Annotated in this window: 14 protein-coding genes; 8 read left to right on the forward strand and 6 right to left on the reverse strand. The window is 61.1% G+C overall.

What is annotated here, in order from left to right; genetic code table 11:
• Nucleotides 1-27: 27 nt before the first annotated feature.
• The 4 genes from OZ411_RS35510 to OZ411_RS35525 all read right to left on the reverse strand — a co-directional run bounded on the left by OZ411_RS35510 (nucleotide 28) and on the right by OZ411_RS35525 (nucleotide 6114).
• Entirely contained in the window at nucleotides 28-309 is a 282-nt protein-coding gene (locus OZ411_RS35510; RefSeq protein ID WP_282531659.1) for a DUF3649 domain-containing protein, read from the reverse strand.
• Nucleotides 306-1034, reverse strand: coding sequence for a cobalt ABC transporter substrate-binding protein (locus OZ411_RS35515; RefSeq protein ID WP_282531660.1), 729 nt, complete (start codon nucleotides 1032-1034; stop codon nucleotides 306-308). The genes OZ411_RS35510 and OZ411_RS35515 overlap by 4 nt, the downstream gene beginning before the upstream one ends.
• Before the next feature lie 10 nt (nucleotides 1035-1044).
• Nucleotides 1045-3351, reverse strand: coding sequence for a TonB-dependent siderophore receptor (locus OZ411_RS35520; RefSeq protein WP_282531661.1), 2307 nt, complete (start codon nucleotides 3349-3351; stop codon nucleotides 1045-1047).
• A 411-nt stretch (nucleotides 3352-3762) separates the two neighbouring features.
• Nucleotides 3763-6114, reverse strand: a complete 2352-nt coding sequence (locus tag OZ411_RS35525; protein WP_282531662.1) for a phospholipase C, phosphocholine-specific — start codon at nucleotides 6112-6114, stop codon at nucleotides 3763-3765.
• 373 nt (nucleotides 6115-6487) lie between these two features.
• Here OZ411_RS35525 and OZ411_RS35530 point away from each other — a divergent pair, with 373 nt between their 5' ends.
• On the forward strand, nucleotides 6488-7330 hold the full coding sequence (locus tag OZ411_RS35530; RefSeq protein ID WP_282531663.1) for a MurR/RpiR family transcriptional regulator: 843 nt from the start codon (nucleotides 6488-6490) through the stop codon (nucleotides 7328-7330).
• A gap of 215 nt (nucleotides 7331-7545) precedes the next feature.
• Here OZ411_RS35530 and OZ411_RS35535 read toward each other — a convergent pair whose 3' ends face one another.
• Together OZ411_RS35535 and OZ411_RS35540 are read right to left on the reverse strand one after the other, a co-directional pair.
• On the reverse strand, nucleotides 7546-7935 hold the full coding sequence (locus tag OZ411_RS35535) for a cupin domain-containing protein (RefSeq protein WP_165421134.1): 390 nt from the start codon (nucleotides 7933-7935) through the stop codon (nucleotides 7546-7548).
• Nucleotides 7936-8163: 228 nt separating this feature from the next.
• Nucleotides 8164-8652, reverse strand: a complete 489-nt coding sequence (locus OZ411_RS35540) for a MarR family winged helix-turn-helix transcriptional regulator (protein WP_282531664.1) — start codon at nucleotides 8650-8652, stop codon at nucleotides 8164-8166.
• Nucleotides 8653-8715: 63 nt separating this feature from the next.
• Here OZ411_RS35540 and OZ411_RS35545 point away from each other — a divergent pair, with 63 nt between their 5' ends.
• The 7 genes from OZ411_RS35545 (at nucleotide 8716) to OZ411_RS35575 (ending at nucleotide 15555) form a co-directional block, all read left to right on the forward strand.
• Nucleotides 8716-9507 (forward strand): SDR family oxidoreductase, encoded by a 792-nt coding sequence (locus tag OZ411_RS35545; RefSeq protein WP_282531665.1) that lies wholly within the window; start codon nucleotides 8716-8718, stop codon nucleotides 9505-9507.
• 394 nt (nucleotides 9508-9901) lie between these two features.
• A complete protein-coding gene (locus tag OZ411_RS35550) occupies nucleotides 9902-11203 on the forward strand; it encodes an ABC transporter substrate-binding protein (RefSeq protein WP_282531666.1) in 1302 nt (433 codons plus the stop codon).
• A gap of 54 nt (nucleotides 11204-11257) precedes the next feature.
• Nucleotides 11258-12157 carry a branched-chain amino acid ABC transporter permease gene (locus OZ411_RS35555; RefSeq protein ID WP_130579285.1) on the forward strand — a complete coding sequence of 300 codons (900 nt, stop codon included), beginning with the start codon at nucleotides 11258-11260 and terminating at the stop codon, nucleotides 12155-12157.
• Nucleotides 12157-13113 carry a branched-chain amino acid ABC transporter permease gene (locus OZ411_RS35560; RefSeq protein ID WP_282531667.1) on the forward strand — a complete coding sequence of 319 codons (957 nt, stop codon included), beginning with the start codon at nucleotides 12157-12159 and terminating at the stop codon, nucleotides 13111-13113. The genes OZ411_RS35555 and OZ411_RS35560 overlap by 1 nt, the downstream gene beginning before the upstream one ends.
• Entirely contained in the window at nucleotides 13113-13856 is a 744-nt protein-coding gene (locus OZ411_RS35565; protein ID WP_282531668.1) for an ABC transporter ATP-binding protein, read from the forward strand. Before OZ411_RS35560 ends, OZ411_RS35565 begins: the two co-directional genes overlap by 1 nt.
• Entirely contained in the window at nucleotides 13853-14533 is a 681-nt protein-coding gene (locus tag OZ411_RS35570) for an ATP-binding cassette domain-containing protein (protein ID WP_282531669.1), read from the forward strand. Before OZ411_RS35565 ends, OZ411_RS35570 begins: the two co-directional genes overlap by 4 nt.
• Nucleotides 14534-14592: 59 nt before the next feature.
• Nucleotides 14593-15555 (forward strand): dihydrodipicolinate synthase family protein, encoded by a 963-nt coding sequence (locus tag OZ411_RS35575; RefSeq protein ID WP_282531670.1) that lies wholly within the window; start codon nucleotides 14593-14595, stop codon nucleotides 15553-15555.
• Nucleotides 15556-15763: the final 208 nt, after the last annotated feature.

Here is a 15763-nt window from a genome sequence, read left to right on the forward strand (position 1 = left end):
TGTCCGTCTTCACGCGTCGGCCCTTCGTCAGGAAGCAGACCATGCCGCCAGCGACAGCGGCACGGCCACGACGATCAGGCCGGCCCAGGCCTTCAGCGCGCTTCGCACGGCAAAAACCCAGATCACGGCACCAGCGTAGATGGCAAAGCTCGCCAGCATGCCGGTGAGCACGGCCTGCGGCTTGCTCATGGGCAAAGCGAGCACGGCGACGCTGCTGAGCGCGGCCAGTGCATAGCCGCCGAACAGAGCGGCGACGATGCGCGAGATGAGCGGGCCCGTGGAGCGAGCCCGATGTATCAGGGCGTTCATTTGCCCGGAGTAGCCGGCGGGCCCGCAGGAATTGGTGTCAAGCCGTTGGCATTCACATAGGTCACGGTGGTGGCATAGCTCACGGCATCATACTTCTCAGCGCCCTTCGTCCCCGTGCGCTCGCCTGCGCTGCGGTCGTTGAAGCTGACTTCAGCGACGTAAGTGCCTTTCCAAGGCATATCGAACTTCACGTGGCCCTGCTCGTCGGTGTGACCTTCCTTGGACCAGCCAGATTCCGTTACCAGCGTTACCTTGGTCTTGGCCTTAGGCTGATTTTTGAAGAAGAGCTTGAATTGGCCTTCCTGACCGGTAGGCACGAGGTCCAGTACGAGCTTGGGCTGCTGCGCGGCAAAGCTGGTGATGAAGCGTGCGGCAGGATAGAACCAGTTCGTGACCTCTTTGTCTTGTTGCTTCCAAATATAGAGCGGGTAGCTCGCATCTTCCGCGACAATGCCGTCGCCGGAAGCCGCGGAAAATGGCAGCGTGAAGCCGTTTGCGGTCTTTGTGGCGTCGGACTTCTGCTCGCCCTTGGTGGAGATGAGCGTACCGGTCACCTTGGCGAACTTGTCGAGCAACCCCGGTGATACTTCACGAAGGTTCTCGCCGAACTCGCCAAAGCGAACGACGGCATTCTGCCCTTCGGGCTGTTCAATCCAGATCTGGTGCGCCTGAACGGGCGTTATCACGCCAAGCAGGGCAACTACGGCGATGAAGAGCTTTGTCATGACAAGCACCCTAGAAGTCGAATGAAGCGGATACGATGTAGGTTCGAGGCGACGCAACCGTCACGAATGTACCGGTGGTGAGCCAGTAGTTCTCGCCGGTCACGTTTTCGATGTTGGCGCGTATCGTGACGGGCCGGCCGTCGATCGAAGTCGCGTAACGCGCGCCGATGTCGACACGAGTCCAATCGGGGAACCGCAGGAGATTGGCGCTGGTGAGATAGGCGCCCGACGTATAGATCACCCGCCCGTTGAGCGAGAGGCCCGGGATCCAGGGAGTATCCCAGTCGAGGCTGGCGGAGAATGTCTTGTCCGGCACGCCTTGGGCGTCGTTGCCGCGCTCCAAAGGATTGGTCGGGTTGGTCAGCTCCGGACGCAGGAAGGTTGCGCTGGCCATACCGCGCAGGCGAGGCAGCAACAGGCCATAAGCGGACAGCTCCACGCCGCGGTTGCGCTGTTCGCCGTCATAGGCCAATGCGTTGGATGCGGTCCGGATCTGGCTGGGTCGCGTAATCTGGAACACCGCCGCAGTCGTCGTGATGGTACCCCAGTCCACCTTGATGCCAGCTTCCTGCTGCTTCGACTTGAATGGGGCGAGCACAGTACCGGTGTTGCTGTAGCCGGGACCGACGATGGTGCCCTGACTCAGTCCTTCAGCGTAGTTCGCGTAGAGCGAAACATTATGCCAAGGCTTGACCACCACGCCGGCAAGTGGCGTCAGCGCTTCTGCTCCGTAGTTACTTGTCGGGAGACCGGTGGTGGTGCTGAAGGCGTCCTGTTCCACTCTCTGGTGACGAGTACCGACGGTCACCAGGACCGCATCATTCAGGAATGACATTGTGTCGGCGATCGCAACGCTCCTGAGCGTTATCTCGTTGGCTAACCGCGGCGGTGTGCGCGCGCCAGTGATCACAGGAAGGGGGGATGGATTGTAGATATTCGATGGGACTGACTGAGCCGGCGTATTGGAAACGTAAGCGTTGCCGTTCTCCTGGTAATAGCCGGTGAAAGCGAAATTGATCGCATGACCGACGGGTCCTACTTCGAAACGCGACCGTATGCCTGCGTTGCCGCTCGTCGTCTTACTGTAGGAGTCATAATACGCGTTGATGAGCCTGAAATTGCCGAGAGCGTCTATACCGCCGGGAAATCCCGTGACACGGGAATCAGGGAACGTCTGGTAGTTCTCGCCCTCGCGATAGCCGATTCCTGCATAGGCCGTCAGCGATTCGGTCAGATCGTATTCGATGCCCGAGGCGATGGTGTTGTCGCGCTGACGGAGCATTGTGTCCGGGTACCAGTTGCTGCGCGCGTCGGGCGGGGCAGGAATGAAGGGCACGTTGCCCTGAATGGTCATCTGCGGACGGAAGTTCTTGGTGTCGTCGTTCTGTGAAATGGCATCGAGCGTCCAACGCAGGCGCTCCCCGCGATAGTCGAGCGACAACGCACCGAGACCGGTCCGCCAGTTTCCGCCGTCGATCGAGGCTTCGCCATTGCGCCCCACCCCGTTGAACCGAACGCCCCACTCCTTGTTTTCACCGAAGCGGCGGCTGGTCTCCAGGTGGAGACCGTAGTTGCCGGCGCTCATGAAGATCGGCGTCAAACGTGTGAAAGGTACCTCAAGCGCGCGTTTGCTGACGATGTTGACGCCGCCGCCGACGCTGCCGCCAGGGGCCATGCCGTTGATGAGCGCTCCAGGCCCCTTGAGCAGCTCTATCCGCTCGATGATCTCGGCGGGCACGCGACTGGAAGACACCAGGCCGTAGAGACCGTTGAAACCGACGTCACCTGAAGGAACGGAGAAGCCGCGGATCTGGAACGTGTCGTCGAATCCGTTACTGCCCGTGGTAAGTCGGACCGAAGAGTCGTTGATCAGCGTATCCGCCGCCGTTCGCGCCTGCTGATTCTCGATCAGTTGAGAGGTATAATTGACCGTGCTGAACGGTACATTCATGACGTTCGTGCTTCCGAGCAGGCCGAGCGTTCCACCCTGCGCCAACTGGCCGCCAGCATAGGCTGGCGCCGGAGCTCCGATCGTGCGGGTCGATCCCATCGTGCTGGCCGGCGCTGCCGGCGCAGGAGGCTGTTCGGTCCGCTGCCGGGATGCGACGCGGGCAGAGTGCTGAGCCGAGCCGCGAGTCCGAACGGTGCGCGTCACTCGCGCTCTTTGAGGCTGATCGATGGACACCGGAGGCAACACGTGCGGCTGCGCGCTCTGCGCCCTGCTCTGAGAAGAGCTCACACCGCTCAGGCATAACGTAACAACGCCCGTCGCCACGCCAACATACAAGCGGTTCTTATAATTCTCGAAATTGCTCAACAAAGGCCCCCAATTCACTTAGTCGATGTCCGACTAGGAAATCGGAGGTGCGAAGGCAACGAAGGCGATTTAGAATCTATTGATGCATGCGCGTAAGAGTTTGTGAGTCCAATCTCTGACCACTCTGGTAAGCCAACACTGAAATCTCTCTAATCAGCGGACACTGACAACTCATCGTCCAGCATTGCGACGCTTTGACGCTGTGAGGAGTGGAGGTTGTGCTAGCTAACACGTGACGCCGCTTGATAGTCCGCTTTGATGTTTCGACGCATGCTCGGCACCACGCCTGCGGTCCTTCGTTCGGTCTCGCTGAGACGCTCAAGGCCAGTGAAGCTTGATACAAGGTGAGGATGAAATTGAAGAGGCGCCCGAAGGCGCCTCCAAACCGCTGTGGTGATTGCGTCACCTTTTTCAGAACCGGTCGGCCGCGCCCATGCCTGGATCGCTCACCGAACCGCGGCCGGTTTCCACATGGCCGGCGACGCGCCGATAGAAGCCGCTGCCCGAGTCGCTGGTGATGATGAAGTCATACCACAGGCCGGTGGTGCGCAGATTCCAGTACAGTTCACCGGGGTGGCCAGAAGCGGACACTTTGACATCCCACGACGTGCGCGGACCGCCGCCGAAGTCGGGTCCGGGGAAGAAGACCGGTGGATTGAAGCCGAAGCCGGGCGCACAGAAGTCGGGAGCCTGCCGGAAACCAGGCACCGGGCCGAAGCCCACAGGACGGAAGCTGGGACGCGGACCGAAGCCCGGAGGCTCCGGCTGCATCGCGGCGGCAACCGAGGCGCTGACGGCCAACAGCGGTCCATAGATCTTGTTGGACTTCACCGTGAAGCGCAGGTGGCCGTTGCCGTCGTTGCGGAACTGCAGGTGCACACCGCCGTCGTGGACGTTGTAGCCAACGAAGATTTCCGGATTCGGCTCATTCTTGTGCCGCATCGTAGAGATGTCGCCCTTGAAGTGGCGGTGGAAGCCATTGGGGGCGAGCACCCACAGATCATAAAGGCCGTCGTCTCCGACTGCCCATTCGTCGTCCAGCATCTGGCCCGCCTCGACGGTGTAGCGCCGCGGAATGCGATCGAGGTGCATCTTGTCGTAGACGTGGAACACGGCGCCGGCAAAGCCGGTGTTGGCGAACAGGAGCCTGACCTTGCTCTTGCCAGCATCGACCTGCGCGCTGGCGTGCAGAATGTAGGGAAGCGCGCGCGAGAAGCGCACGCCGGTCTCCTGAAACAGCGGCTGCGGCGTCGTCGGCGCGGTGGGGGCCGGCAATGTCTTCTGGTGCGCATCCGATGCTTGCCAATTGCTCTGGTCGGGCAGCTCCGGGAAGCGGGGATCGTTGGGGCTCGCGAAGTCGAAGGCCGTGGTGAGGTCGCCCGAAATGGCGCGATGCCACGGGCTGATGGAGTCCACCTTGATGCCGAAGCGCTTCTCGAGGAATCGGCCCACCGAGGTGTGGTCGAAGACCTGCGAATCGACCCAGCCGCCCTTGCTCCACGGCGACACGACGTACATCGGCACGCGCGCACTGAGACCCCAGGGACGGATGTTGCCGCTGATCTTGTCGTCGCTGCTCAGCACATTGCCGACCGTGTTGGAGAAATATTCACCCGCGAGCGGCATCGTGGCCTTGCCCATCAGGTTGCCGTCGTTGTCATAAGACGGCACCGCCGGTGCCGGCAGGTGATCGAAGAAGCCGTCGTTCTCGTCGAAAGTCAGGAAGAAGACGGTCTGGCTCCAGACCTCGGGGTTGGCGGTCAGTGCTTCCAGCACCTGGTCGGTGAAATTGCCGGCGCGGGTCGGGCTCCCGCCGCCGGGATGCTCGGAATTGCTCTGCGTCGGCAAGATCCACGATACCTGCGGCAGGTTGCCGCTCATCACATCGGCCTTCAACCTGTCCAGATAATCCGGACCACCGGTCAGGCCGTGCACATAGTTGGGATCACCCGGCTGGGCGTGGCGGAAGCTGGCGAACGCCAGACAGCCGTGCATCGCCCCGGTCCAGTTGTCGTTCATGTCCTGGTAGACATGCCAGCTTACGCCAGCGCGCTGCAGCAGGTCGGGGAGGGTAGGCCAGCCGAAGTCGCTGCCGACATAGCGATAGTTCGGCTGCGGTTGAGGCAGGCCGTCCACCCATTTGGAAGGGTTGGGCCAGCAGCGGTTGTTGTTGGGCTCGGAATCGTTCGTCGTGCAGTTGATACCCTGCGCGCGCAGCGCGGGATTGAAGTTGGAGCCCGACCAGAACACGATCCGGTTGGGGTCGGTGCCGGTGGTGATGGAGGCGTGGTAGGCGTCGCACAGCGTGAAGGCCTCGGCTAGCGCGAACTGGAAAGGGATGTCCTCGCGGCCGAAATAGCCCATCGCGTACGGGGTTTTGTACTTGGCCCAGAAGCCCATCTTGCCCTGGTTCCACGCTGCCTGACTGTCGCCAAACGAATGCGGCGTGCCGTACCCGACCAGCGCGTTGCTGGTCGCGGAGTCGCGATGGTAGGGCGGGACCTCACGTGTGCCGTCGGACTGGAACCACACCGGCTTGCCGCTTTCGAGCGGAATAGGGAAGCGGTCGCCGAAGCCGCGCGCGCCGCGCAGCGTACCGAAATAGTGGTCGAACGAGCGGTTCTCCTGCATCAGGATCACGATGTGCTTGACGTCCATGATGGTGCCGGTCCGGCGCCGCGCCGGAATGGCCAGCGCCCGGTTGATGCTGGTAAAGGCAGCCGCCGCCGTGGCGCCCGCCAGAAAGTCGCGACGTGTTGTCATTTCTTATCTACCTTTGGTTGAACAGTTGAAGAAACGAACGACGGCCTGCAGCGCAGGCTTGGCTCACTGCGCAAGCAAGCCGGTCGGCAATAGCAGTGCGACTTGACGTCGCTGTGAATAATTTATTTCCAATAGAATTTTTTGTGAGCTTTTCTCAGTATACGTGATTGAGCACCGAGAGACGGGAGAACGGGCCGGAAATGACACAAATGACACATGGGCCATCATCGTCGCCGGCTTATCCCGGCGGCCCACGAGAATTGAAGCTCTGCGCAAAGGGAATCGCGGTAACCTTCCGCGATCCACCAAATGAATTCCCACGTTGTTCGCGAGGACGCGGGTGACACGCTCGAACTTCAATGCAGGGCCGTCCGTGAGCGGTATTCTATCTCGCGTTCGTGAATTGCAGTCTGATCTTCCTCCGAAAGCCAAACAAATCGCCGAGCTGATTATCGCGCAGCCGGAGTCTTTCATTCACATGTCGATCACCGAAGTTGCCGAGACATGTGGCGTGAGCGAAGGCACGATCGTTTCCTTTTGCGGCCGGGTGGGCGTTCGCGGGTTCCAGGAGCTCAAGATTCTTCTGGCGCGGGATCTGATCGAGCCGGTTCGTCTGATTCAGGAGGATCTGCATCGGGGCGATGATCCGGCGACCGTCACGGATCACATCTTTGCCGCTCACGCCGCTTCGCTCCACGAGACACGCCGCCTGCTCTCGATGGAATCGCTGGCGAAGGCGGCAAGCTTGTTGAGAGAAGCGCAGCGGATCGAGATTTACGGCATAGGAAGTTCGGCGCCGATTGCGCAGGACCTCTCCTATCGCTTGCTGCAACTGGGGCTCGCAGCGAGCGCAGTCGTCGATTCTCATGTCCAGGCCGTCAGCGCTGGCATGACCGGCCCGACAGTCACGACCGTCACGGTGTCTCACTCCGGCAGCACGGTCGAGACGGTGCTCGCGACCCGATTGGCGCGGGAAGCCGGCGCCCGGACAATCGGCATTACGCGGCTCGGCAAGTCGCCTCTCGCGGCCCATTGCGACGTGCTGCTCTATACTGTCGCAAATGAAACCAGATATCGGCCCGAGGCTATGAGCAGCCGCGTAGCTCAGCTCGCTATTATCGACACCTTGGTGAGCTGTTGCGCCCTGACCGACACCGAGCGCTCCGTTGACAGGCTTCAACACGCCGCGCGTATTCTCGCCGAGAAACGCTTTTGACCGCACGGCTTCGGGCGGAGAGCCGTTCACCGCCACGGGATGGATTTCCCTGCGAGTCACAAGAGGCGATCGAGACACGCGTCTGGCATTGTGCGGTCTAACGCAGACAACAGACGTAACGACGGTCTACGTGGTGTTCGGCTTGGGGCCAGGACCGGACCACCATCGACGAATTGACACAGCAGTCGTGCTCGTGACCCTGACAAGGACAAACACTAATGATCATCGACCTGTAGAGGTTGCCCCTTTCCAGCATACTGGATTCCAATAGCTTTGGCCGGCTCCGTCGTGCTCGCATTCCTGAAGTTATGTACGACGTCAGGCGGTTCTTGGAATGCTTGACCGGCCTTGAAGATCTGTGGCGGCTTACCTTCCATCTCCACCACCACGGAACCTTCGAGCACAACTACGAACCGGGGTGTCGGGTGGTGGTGTTTTCCAGTTTGCGCTCCCGGCGTGAGGGCAGCCGTCCAAATATTCATTTCCTTGCCTTCCATACCAGCTAGGTCTGTCTTGAGAAGATCAGTGCGCTTTATGGTTGGCTGCTGAGCTTTAGCAAACTTGTCGCTGGTTACGCTCAGCGCGATAACAGCGATCAAGGTCAAGGCCGGCACCCGTCCTAATAGTCCCATAGAACCCTCCAGCTGTTCGCTCGCTAGTACGTCGACGCCTAGTGAGGGGAGATCGAACCTAGCATTTCCAGAATGCCTTTCGGAGTCCGGAATGGGTCATTTGCGTCGATTTCGGCATGTGCGCGTCGTCTGCTTGGAGAGCAATCTCGGAACTGCCGGTTATCCGATTTGCCTTATTGAACGCATCGGGTTGGATATGATTCAAATGTCCTGGCTCTGTCCGTTGCGCAGCTTCAATTCAGCGTCGTCGTCGCGGCTGGCCTTAAGCGCGCGTGCGTAGATCATAAGCCCATCGCGCACGACCCTTCGCTCGGCCTCGCTGAGACGCGCGAGTGCGCCGGAAACTTGCCGCCGGCCGAAATCATGCAGGGCAGAGAGCGTGCGCCGTCCCTTCGCCGTTAGTGATAGCGGCTTGATGCGCGCATCGTCGGCGTCGACGGTTTCCTTCAGCTCGCCGCACTCGATCAGCTTGCGCACCATGCGGCTGACGCTCGATTTCTCCAGATGGAGGATGTCGGACAGTTCGGCCGAGGTCAGGGGACCGCTTGTGCCGATCTCCAGGATCGTGTGGACGGCCGACGGTGGATAGTCGGTCGCGGCCACCGTCTGCTCCATGAAGCCAAGCTCGCGCACCATCAGCCGCGAGGCCGCGCGGATATCATCGATGAGGGACAGGTCTTGGAAAGGCATGGCTTGACTCCGGCTAGATAGTTGTATCATACAACTATTAGCGAGACAACGGAGTCCGGCCCGATGAGCGAGGCAGCAACCGGCGGTTTGAATGCCGTCGCGAACCGAATGAAGGACAAGGTCTGCCTGGTCACAGGCGGCGGCACCGGCATTGGTCGGGCCACCGCGCTAAAAATGGCCGAAGAAGGAGCGGCAGCGATCCTGATCGCCGGCAGGCGCGAAGCCGAAATCGAATCCGCAGCGGCCGAATGCCAAGCGCTCGGCGCACAGGCTCTGGCGGTCAGGACGGACGTGACGCAGGAGCAGGAGGTCGAGCGACTGGTCCGGACTGCGGTCGACCAATACGGCAGGCTGGATGCGGCGTTCAACAATGCTGGTTTCCAGGAGCGTCGCGCGGGCATCGAGGAACAGCGCAGCGCCGTCTACAACGAGGTATTCGACGCCAATGTCCGCTCGGTCTTCTTATGCCTGCGCCACCAGATCCCGGTCATGTTCGCGCAAGGCGCGGGCCGGATCGTCGTCAACACGTCGGTGAGCGGCATCCGCAATCCAAATGCAGGGCTTTCGCTCTATTGTGCTTCGAAGGCGGCGGCGATCTCGCTGATGCGCTCGGCGGCGATGGAGGCCGCGCCACGCGGCGTCACGATCAATGCGATTGCGCCCGGCCGCGTGGTGACCGACATGATGCTCCGCTCGGGCGTTGGCGATATGTCTGCTGTCGCGGCAGGATTGCCGCTTCGGCGGATGGGAAAACCTGAGGAGGTTGCCGAAGCCGTGGTCTGGCTGCTCTCCGACGCCGCGTCTTACGTGGTCGGCCACGTGCTGGCGGCCGATGGAGGGTTTTTGGCGTCCTGAGACAGCGTAGCCCGGATGGAGCGAAGCGAAATCCGGGAAGAACGTACGCGCTGTCGGCTCCGGATTGCGCTTCGCTCCATCCGGGCTACGGGCCGCTATCCCTTCTGCGTGTAGAGCAGCGGCACCGCGGAATCCACGATCACCTCGACCAGGCTCGTGCCATCATGCGTGAGGCCATGCTTCAGCGCGGACCTCGACGCTCGCTTAGGTCGCGTCCGCTGTGCCTCCAGGAACGGTGCAACCGCGGACCCGCGGGGGTCCGCCTCGGTCAAAAGCGCTGCTGAGGTCAGCCAGTAAATGCTGGCAAAGGACGCGAATTATAGTAGCGTTACGGCAAGAAAAATGGCCACCAGGCCAGACATAAAGTCGAGAAAAAGACCAGGGAGGGCTTCCAATGCAATATTTCAAGACCGCACTTGCGGCGGCTGCAGCGACTGCAATGTTTGCAGGTGCCGCTCTTGCGCAGGGCAAACCCCAGGAAATCAAGATCGGTATTGCAACATTCCTGTCGGGGCCGGCGTCCGTTTTCGGCGTGCCGGCAAAGGCCGCGGCGGAGATGATCGCGGAGGATCTCAATAAGAAAGGTGGAATCGGCGGAGTGCCGGTCAAACTTTCCTTCATCGACGAAGGTGCCGGCGGCGAAGCATTGGTCTCGAACTACCGGCGCATCGTGCAGGACGACAAGGTTGACGCGACGTTCGCCGCAATCTCCTCGGGCAGTTGCAATCAGCTTGTCCCGGTTGCCGAAGACCTCAAGGTCATGAACTTCATGTGGGATTGCGGCGCTGCCTCCATTCTCGAGGTGAAGAAGTACCGCTACAATTTCCGGACCCAGGCGAACGGCACTCCCGAGATGCTGGCGGTGCTCATCTATCTCCTCAAGACAAAGCCCGACTTCAAGACGATCGCTGTCGTCAATCAGGACTATGCCTGGGGCCGCGAAAGCTGGGAGATATTCTCCGCCGCGTTGAAGGCGATGAAGCCTGACGTCCAGGTGGTTGCCGAGCTGTTCCCGAAGTTCGGTGCGCCTGACTATTCCACCGAGGTTTCCCGCCTGCTGGCGCTCCGACCGGACGTCGTGCTCACGACCGCCTGGGGCGGTGACCTCGACACTCTGGTTCGCCAGGCGGGGCAACGCGGCCTGTTGCAGCAGTCGACATTCGTGCTGGGCATCGGAGAATCGTCAATCCAGCGATTGGGCAAGGATCTACCGGAGGGCCTGATCGTCGGTGCACGCGGGGATCACTGGTTCTTGCATCCGGAAAAGAAGAACGATCCGGCCTTCAAAGCCTTTAACGAAGCGTTCAAGGCGAAGACCGGCGCGTGGCCGATCTACCCGGTCTATCACATGGCGCAGGCGTTCAAGGCGTTGCAAACGGCCTATGATAAGGCCATCAAGGCGAACGGCGGCAACTGGCCGACGCGGGAGCAAGTCGTGGATGCGACCGCCGGCACAGAGTTCGCAACCGGCTTCGGCAGGCCGGTCACGCTGAGGCCCGAGGACAATCAGGGTCTGGAGGCCCAGCTTGTCGGTGTCACCAAGTCCTTTCCAGGCTACGACTTCAAACTGCTCGATAACATGATGATCTTCGACCCCAGGGTGATCACCAACCCGGCGGGTGTGCGGTCGGTCGAGTGGCTCAAGACGCTCAAGCCGGAGTTCGCCAAGATGGATGTGCCGACCTTCAAACAATAGTGCTCCATGACCCGTCCTCCGGCTCTCCGGGGACGGGCTTCCCTGAAGGTCTCCATGAACTCGACTCTCGCCATACTGGCCGTCCTCGACGGGATCAGCTACGCCGCCCTGGTGTTTTTGGTCTCCGTCGGGCTCAGCCTGATCTTCGGCGTGCTTCGCGTAGTGAACGTGGCGCACGGCTCCCTGTATGCCTTTGGCGCTTATCTCGCCGCGACGTTCAGCATCAAGGTTGCGCCGCTGTCGCCATGGCTCACCTATCCCGCGCTGCTGGCTGCTTCCGTCGTGATCGGCGTCGTTTGCGGCGGCTTCATTGAGCGCTTTCTGCTGCGGCCGCTGTACGGACGGGACGATGTGCTGCAGCTCCTGATCACGTTTGCTGCCTTCATGATCATGGACAATCTGCAGCGTTTGATCTGGGGCGTGCAGCCGATCTTCGCGGCCGAGCCTTTGAAGCTGCTGCCGAACGTGACCGTGTTCGGCGTGAACTATACGTCCTACCAGGTCATCCTGCTGCCGGGCGTGGCGCTGATGACACTGTTCGGCCTGCGCTACTTCCTGCGCCACACCCTTGCCGGTGCAGTGATCATGGCGGTTACGGAGGATCGCGAGGCGTCCACGTCGATCGGTATCGACGCCAGGCGCGTCTATTTCGTTACGTTCATCATTGGCGCGAGCTTGGCGGCGCTCGGCGGGGCGCTTGCCTCGCCGACGACATCACTCGTGCCCGGGATGGGCGCCGACATGATCGTGCTCTCTTTCGCGGTCGCAGCAACTGCGGGCCTCGGGCAGATCGAGGGCACCGCTCTCACCGCGCTCATGATCGGCCTGACGCGCGCCTTTGTCATCTACCTCCAGCCGGAGTTTGAAGTCCTCGTGCCTTATCTGTTGATGGTGCTGGTGCTTCTGGTGCGTCCGTACGGACTGTTCGGCGCAACCCAAGTGAGAAAGATCTGATGACGCGCCGCATCAAGCCGATCACGACGGCCGCAGTCATCTTCTTTCTGGTCAGCGCGGTCGCACCGCTGTTCGTGTCGAGCTGGGCGACGCTGTTCGCGCTTATTCTCGCGAAAGGCATCGTCGTGCTCGGAATCGTCCTGTTGCTGCAGGCGGGACAGGTATCTTTCGGACACGCGATGTTCTTCGCCATTGGCGCCTACACGTCCGCCTTCTGGGGCAAATATATCGGCGGCGGCGATATCCTGCTTTATCTCGTGCTCGGAGGCATATCTTCCACCGTCTTCGGCCTGATTGTCGGTCTGTTCGTGGTCCGCTACCGGGAAATCTTCTTCGGAATGCTCAATCTGGCGTTCTCGATGGTGTTGTGGTCACTTCTTGAGAAGATGTTCCCCTACACCAATGGTGCTGATGGCATCAGGGTGGCGCGTCCCGGCTTGCTGGGGTTTGTCTTCACGCCGGAAACCTTCCAGTACGTCATTCTTTACGTGAGCCTTTTGATAGCTGCTGCGGCATTCTATGGTGTGCAACGCTACCTCGAGAGCCCGCTCGGGCACATGCTGCGGGCGATCAAATCGAACGAGACCCGGCTCGAGTATCTGGGAATGTCGGCCCGCCGCGTGCTGCTCATTGGGTACGTGATCTCTGCATTCCTCGGCGGAATCGGCGGCACGCTGGTGGCAATCATCCAGCAGATCGCCACGCCGGAGTTTGGTTTCTGGACCAAGTCGGGCGAGTTCGTGTTCATCGCGATCCTCGGCGGCGGAGCCCATGCTTTCGGTGCGTTTGCGGGAGCCGCGATGTTCGAGTGGGTTCGGTTCTATGCGGCTGCTCACCTCGCGGATTCCTGGCAGCTCATTCTCGGCGTCGTGCTGATCGTCATCATCCTCTACGCACCAAACGGGCTGATCGGTCTCAGGCAACGGTATCGTCAGTCCGGGAAGGGGGGACGCTGATGGCCGACGTTTTGCTCTCTGCCAAGGACATCAAGATTCGGTTCGGCGGGGTTATCGCCGCTGATGGGATCAACCTTGAGGTCCATGAGGGCGAGAATCTTGCCATCATTGGACCGAACGGCGCCGGCAAGACGACGTTCCTCAATATATCGACGGGCTATCTCCGGCCGCAGGCCGGTACGGTAACTTTTCTCGGCCAGGACATTACTGCGCATCTTCCACGGACCATCACCAAGCTTGGCATTGCTCGCGCCTTCCAGATTCCGCAGCTTTTCCTTGATCAGACGGTTATGGAAAACATGCTGATCGCGGCCGCCTCGCGGCAGGGATACCCGTCAGGCTTCAAAGCTCTCTCGCGACTGCCGGAGGCGTCCGAAATGGAGCGGCTGCTGGAGCTCGTCGGCGTCAGGACTTATGCTGAACGAAAGGCGCGAGAGCTACCCGAAGGGCAGCGCAAGCTGGTCGATATCGCGCTTGCGCTCGCGCTGAAGCCCAGGCTCTTGCTCATGGACGAGCCAACCTCGGGCGTCGCCTCATCCGAGAAGCTCGAAATCATGGATATCCTCACCGCCGCGCTCGCAAAGGAGAAGGTCACGTCGGTCTTCGTCGAGCACGACATGGACATGGTGGAGCGTTACGCCCACCGCGTCGCCGTGTGGAACGTGGGCAAGATCCAGAAGGTCGGCACGCCGGCGGAGGTTCTGGCGGACCCGAAGGTCCAGCAGCAGGTGATCGGAATATGACGGCGATGCTGAGTTTCGAGAATGTCAACGTCGCGATAGCCGATGCGCCGGTGCTGCGCAATGTCACATTCGCGCTGAGGCCCGGAGCGAGCGCCGCGCTCATCGGGCGCAACGGTGCCGGCAAGACCACGACCGTTCGCACCATCATGGGCTTCACCAAAGCGATCGGCGCCATCCGGCTCGGAGGCGAGGACCTCGGGCCGATTCCGCCGCACCGCCGGCCATCGCTCGGCGTCGGCTACGCGCCTGAGGACCGCCGCCTGTTTTCAGCCTTTACCGTGGAGGAAAACATCCTTCTGCCCGGTCGCGTTGCGAAGCTCTCCCTGCAAGAGACACGACGAAGGCTGGAGCGGGCCTACTCCGTGTTGCCGGAACTGCAAGAGCTTGCCAGGCGTCCGGCGGGATCGGTCTCGGGTGGACAAGGCAAGATGGTCGCGCTCGGTCGGGCGCTTATGCTGGGTACCCGGCTCCTTATTCTCGACGAGCCATTTCAGGGACTTGCACCTGTTCTCGCGCAGCGATACGCCGAAGCGCTTCGTCGGCTTCGTTCGCAGGATAAAGACATTACGATGCTGATTACGGAGTCAAATCCGAAGCTGCTTGAGACGTTTGCCGACGTGACCCTCACCATCGAAAGGGGCGAGATAGAAGGCGATTCAAGCCAATCGATTGGGTGACTCGCTGATCCAGCGGGGAAAGCGCTAGGCTTGCGGTTGGAACCTGAAGGAGACGACAGATGGGCCGGTATCCGGATTTCGTGCCCCAAGGTGTGATCCCCGCGGTGCTGTTGCCGTTCCACGAGGATCTGTCGATCGACGAGCAGAGCTTCCGAGCTCACTTGCGCGATGTCGCGGCGGTGGACGGATTGTCAGCGATCACGATCAATGCGCACTCCACGGAGGTTGCCTCCTGCACGAGGGACGAGCAGCGTCGCGTTATGGAGATCACGGGCGAGGAAGTCGGCAGCATTTTGCCGATCATCCATGGGGTCTGGGCAGACGGCAGCCTGGAGGCGGCGCGGATCGCGCGGCAGGCACAGGCCGGCGGAGCTTCGGCGCTGCTGGTGTTTCCGCCGGCGCCGTTCACGCTTGGCCAATCGGCCGAGATGGTGCTGGCCCATTTCAAGACCATCCGCGATGCGTCCGACCTGCCATTGATCGTGTTTCAATATCCCCTGGCTACGGGGCAAGGCTATCCGGCGTCGACGCTGGAGCGACTGTTTGATGAGGTGCCTACGATCCGCGCAATCAAGGACTGGACGCCACTGGTGCCGCAGCACGAGAGCCAGATTCGCGCCTTGCAGGGCCGCAAGCACTCCATCAACGTGCTGTCGACCAACAGTGCATGGCTCTTGAGTTCCCTGGTGCTGGGCTGCAATGGCTTGCTGTCCGGCAGCGGCAGCGTCATCGCCGATCTTCAAGCCAGGCTCTATCGCGCGGTGCAGACCAACGATCTTGCAGAAGCCCGCCGGCTCAACGACCGGATTTATCCATTGGCGCGCGTGTTCTACGCCGATCCTTTCGTCGATATGCATAACCGCATGAAGGAAGCTTTGGTGCTGCTTGGAAAACTGCCTCGTGCCGTGGTGCGCCCGCCTTTGGTCAAGATAACGGATGCGGAAATCGCGCGTATTCGGGCAGCGCTCGTGGAAGCAGGGCTACTCGGCCAAAGGGCGGCGCTCGGGGCCAACGCTGCGTAGCGGTCTACGTGCCGGACTCCCGGCGGGCGGGGGAGTTCGAGCCGCGCACTTTCATCCTGGAGTGAGACCGGCTCGGCATTTTGACATCCAGCCGTCGGCTGAGATGCGATCGCAGGACAAACTGCATAGTAATATTCGGCTAGAGCGCGATGAGATCAGGTCGAGTTGCATCCGCGATCGCTGCTGGGCTCCCTCTCCCGCTTGCGGG

This window comes from Bradyrhizobium sp. Arg237L (assembly GCF_029990105.1).
In the GTDB taxonomy this organism is placed as follows: domain Bacteria; phylum Pseudomonadota; class Alphaproteobacteria; order Rhizobiales; family Xanthobacteraceae; genus Bradyrhizobium.

Bases quoted from the DNA above. Each gene is read 5' to 3' on its own strand.
- OZ411_RS35510 (WP_282531659.1), bottom strand. From the start codon at position 309: ATGAACGCCCTGATACATCGGGCTCGCTCCACGGGCCCGCTCATCTCG.
- OZ411_RS35515 (WP_282531660.1), bottom strand. From the start codon at position 1,034: ATGACAAAGCTCTTCATCGCCGTAGTTGCCCTGCTTGGCGTGATAACG.
- OZ411_RS35525 (WP_282531662.1), bottom strand. From the start codon at position 6,114: ATGACAACACGTCGCGACTTTCTGGCGGGCGCCACGGCGGCGGCTGCC.
- OZ411_RS35540 (WP_282531664.1), bottom strand. From the start codon at position 8,652: ATGCCTTTCCAAGACCTGTCCCTCATCGATGATATCCGCGCGGCCTCG.
- OZ411_RS35545 (WP_282531665.1), top strand. From the start codon at position 8,716: ATGAGCGAGGCAGCAACCGGCGGTTTGAATGCCGTCGCGAACCGAATG.
- OZ411_RS35550 (WP_282531666.1), top strand. From the start codon at position 9,902: ATGCAATATTTCAAGACCGCACTTGCGGCGGCTGCAGCGACTGCAATG.
- OZ411_RS35555 (WP_130579285.1), top strand. From the start codon at position 11,258: ATGAACTCGACTCTCGCCATACTGGCCGTCCTCGACGGGATCAGCTAC.
- OZ411_RS35560 (WP_282531667.1), top strand. From the start codon at position 12,157: ATGACGCGCCGCATCAAGCCGATCACGACGGCCGCAGTCATCTTCTTT.
- OZ411_RS35565 (WP_282531668.1), top strand. From the start codon at position 13,113: ATGGCCGACGTTTTGCTCTCTGCCAAGGACATCAAGATTCGGTTCGGC.
- OZ411_RS35570 (WP_282531669.1), top strand. From the start codon at position 13,853: ATGACGGCGATGCTGAGTTTCGAGAATGTCAACGTCGCGATAGCCGAT.
- OZ411_RS35575 (WP_282531670.1), top strand. From the start codon at position 14,593: ATGGGCCGGTATCCGGATTTCGTGCCCCAAGGTGTGATCCCCGCGGTG.